Source organism: Desulfofundulus sp., from assembly GCF_049701015.1.
Taxonomy (GTDB): Bacteria; Bacillota; Desulfotomaculia; order Desulfotomaculales; family Desulfovirgulaceae; genus Desulfofundulus.
The window spans coordinates 1-2,938 of sequence record NZ_JBNATZ010000288.1; the positions used below are offsets into that span (position 1 = coordinate 1).

Here is a 2,938-nt window from a genome sequence, read left to right on the forward strand (position 1 = left end):
CTTATGCAAATGTGCTCCTTTACGGTTCCTGGACAGGCATCGCCCTGCTGGTCTTGACCAGTATCCTCTATATGGGCGGGCTGGTGAAACCATATATCGATCCCGCACTGATCCCCCAGTACTGGGGCATGAAAGCCAGCAAGTTTGTCCAGCTGGCTCACATGCCTACCGGCTGGGGCTGGTTGAAAATGCTCCATTACAGTGATTTTCTTAGCTATATTGGTATAGCTTTCCTGGCATCATTAACCGTGGTGGGATACCTGATCCTGCTACCTGCTTACGTGTCAAAGAAGGATTGGCCATATGCTATAATTGTTGTTAGCGAAGTGATAGTACTCGTCCTGGCAGCTTCAGGCATTCTTGTTATGGGGGCACAGTAATAACACACCATTTCCGCTTCGATAAAAGGGTGGCGAATATGCAGCCGGGTCCAGGGCCCGGCTATTTTTGTCAATTCCACCAGACAAAAGCCATGGCGGTAAGCCTTAACCCCATCCCAATGGCAAACATGGCTTCAAAAAAAGACCGGGCACCCTAACAGAGGTACCCGGTCTTTGAATAGTACGTTTACCACCTGTGTCCGGCCTTCATTCTGACGGCGGGACCCCGCGCGTGATTGCTCCTCGCAGGGGGCTCTTTCTTCTTTTCCTTCTTTTCGAAGGCTTTGGCCTTGTTGCCCGGGACCAGGTGCACTTCCAGCGCCCGTTTGTCCGCAGTGGCCCTGACTTTGACCATCATCCCCTGCTTGATCTCCGTCGTCCCTTTCAGTATCCCCTCACCTTTGATAACCGTCTGCGGAGTAATGGTGAAAGTCTCGGTTATATTCCCGTTTTTGCCGCCCTTGACTACGGTGAAGGTGTCGCCGTAGACGGCGGTCACCACACCCGCAAACTCTATCTTGGGCCTGTTGAGCTGGTTCTGTTCAGCAATCCTCCGCTGGACCAGTGCCGCCAGTTCCTTTAGCTGCTCCAGATTGAGCCCGTAGACTGCCGTCACAAGGTCCTGCGGCAGGATGCTGTATACACCGCCCGTCACAGTTGTCTGGTCCTGCTGCGGTTGAGGCTGGATCTGGACCTGTGTCTCATCAGCCAGCGCAGGAACGGCCAGCGCCAGCACCAGGCACAAGATGAGCACAAGGCACCCGATTTTTCGGCTGTGCACCAATCATCACCTCCCTTCCCACTTCTCTCATTAACTAATACGAAAAACAAACCATCAAATGCGGGGTCAAACCGGGTGGAACTCCTTCGGGGGCTGGAAATCGCCCAGGCTTGTAATAAAAATTTAACATTCTTGCGCCAAATTTGTAAAAATCCAGGCCTATACTTAGAATTTGAGAAGGAGGGGGAGAAAAATGTCAAAGTGGAAACATTCACTCCTCTTTACGGCTCTGGCCGCCTTCGTGGCCGGTGTGATGTTCGCAAGCGGTTGTGCCGTGGCCGGCAAACTGGGGTTGAAGAGCGACCCGGACCCGCTGGCGCCTCAAATTGCCGGTGCCGTTCCCATAGGAACCAGTACCGTGGCGGACATCGCCAAACAGGCCGGACCCGCTGTGGTGAAGATCGACACGGTGGTGGTAAGCAACAGCGGCACCGACCCTTTTTTTAATGACCCATTTTTCAGGCAGTTCTTCGGCAGTCTGCCGTTTCAAGTGCAACCCCAGGTGGAGCACGGCATTGGGTCGGGGTTCATCATTTCCAAAGACGGCTACATCCTGACCAACGAACACGTCATTGACGGGGCGGAAAAAATTACTGTAACCATTCAAGGTCAATCCAAACCGCTGCCGGCCAAAATAGTTGGGGCGGACTACGACCTTGACCTGGCGGTATTGAAGGTCAATGCTGGTAAGTCCCTCCCCTCGCTGGCCCTTGGCAATTCGGACAATATGCGGGTGGGTGACTGGGTAATCGCCATTGGCAACCCGTACGGGCTGGACCATACTGTAACGGTGGGCGTGATCAGTGCCAAAGGGCGGCCGGTCAATATCGGTAACCGCCATTACAAGAACCTGTTACAGACGGACGCTTCGATCAACCCCGGCAACAGCGGCGGCCCGCTGCTCAGCCTGGACGGCCGGGTGATCGGGATTAACACAGCCGTTGCGGAGCAGGCCCAGGGCATCGGCTTCGCCATTCCCACCAGCACGGTACAGCAGGTATTGAACCAGCTGATGAAAGGGGAAACGGTGGCCCACCCCTGGCTCGGGGTACAGACAACGTCTATCACTGAGCAGCTGGCAGACGAACTTGGTCTGAACAGTACCGAAGGTGCACTGGTAGTGGGTGTGGTGCCCGGCAGCCCGGCAGCGAACGCTGGTTTAGAGCAGGGGGATGTAATCGTCAAGTTCGGCGATCAGGCGGTAAATTCCCCCAGCAGTCTCGCCGACATTGTCGCTACTTCCAGAGTAGGTCAGCGAGTGGTGCTCACGATCTACCGCAATGGCCAGCCCCGTTATGTTTCAATTATCATCGGGCAAGAGCCTCCCCACTGAAATTAAAATGTCCCGCCATACAGCGTCCTTTGCCGGAAATGGTCTGGTGGGTTATATAGTGAAAGGCCACGAAGGCTGACTCTCCAACCGTTTTGAGAGGAGTCTTCGTGGCCTTACTCAATTGTTTGGGGGTGTCATCAAATCCCGTTAAAGCCGGTTTAACCAGAAGCCCCGTCAAGAAGCCCAAATTCTTTACATTTTATTTACAAATTTGAAATGCAGCTAATAAAAAGGATGTATAGAATAAAATAAAGAGGGATGGCGAGAACACATGAGAACATACTGAAAAGGAGAAAAACCGACATATGGCTCTTTATAAATTCTTTGGAACCTTGTTTTTTCTCTTCACACAGGGGCTGACCTTTTTTCTATCCCCACTCTATTCCCAGACCGCCAGTTTTCATCCGGGTTACGAGAACCGGGTGGCCGTGCTCATGTACCACC

At 53.2% G+C, this 2,938-nt stretch carries 3 protein-coding genes; 2 read left to right on the forward strand and 1 reads right to left on the reverse strand.

Features of this window, described 5'->3' with window-relative positions; all coding sequences use genetic code 11:
* Positions 1 to 380, forward strand: a 380-nt coding sequence (locus ACPLUI_RS13330; protein WP_424660738.1) for a DUF1634 domain-containing protein, incomplete at its 5' end; no start/stop codon positions are given.
* 187 nt (positions 381 to 567) lie between these two features.
* On the opposite strand, the gene ACPLUI_RS13335 is transcribed toward ACPLUI_RS13330, so the two are convergent.
* Positions 568 to 1,161, reverse strand: coding sequence for a hypothetical protein (locus ACPLUI_RS13335; RefSeq protein WP_424660739.1), 594 nt, complete (start codon positions 1,159 to 1,161; stop codon positions 568 to 570).
* A 193-nt stretch (positions 1,162 to 1,354) separates the two neighbouring features.
* Here ACPLUI_RS13335 and ACPLUI_RS13340 point away from each other — a divergent pair, with 193 nt between their 5' ends.
* Positions 1,355 to 2,494, forward strand: coding sequence for a trypsin-like peptidase domain-containing protein (locus ACPLUI_RS13340; protein ID WP_424660740.1), 1,140 nt, complete (start codon positions 1,355 to 1,357; stop codon positions 2,492 to 2,494).
* Positions 2,495 to 2,938: the final 444 nt, after the last annotated feature.

Excerpts from the sequence above, each read along its gene's own strand:
- ACPLUI_RS13340 (WP_424660740.1), top strand. The coding sequence starts at position 1,355 with ATGTCAAAGTGGAAACATTCACTCCTCTTTACGGCTCTGGCCGCCTTC.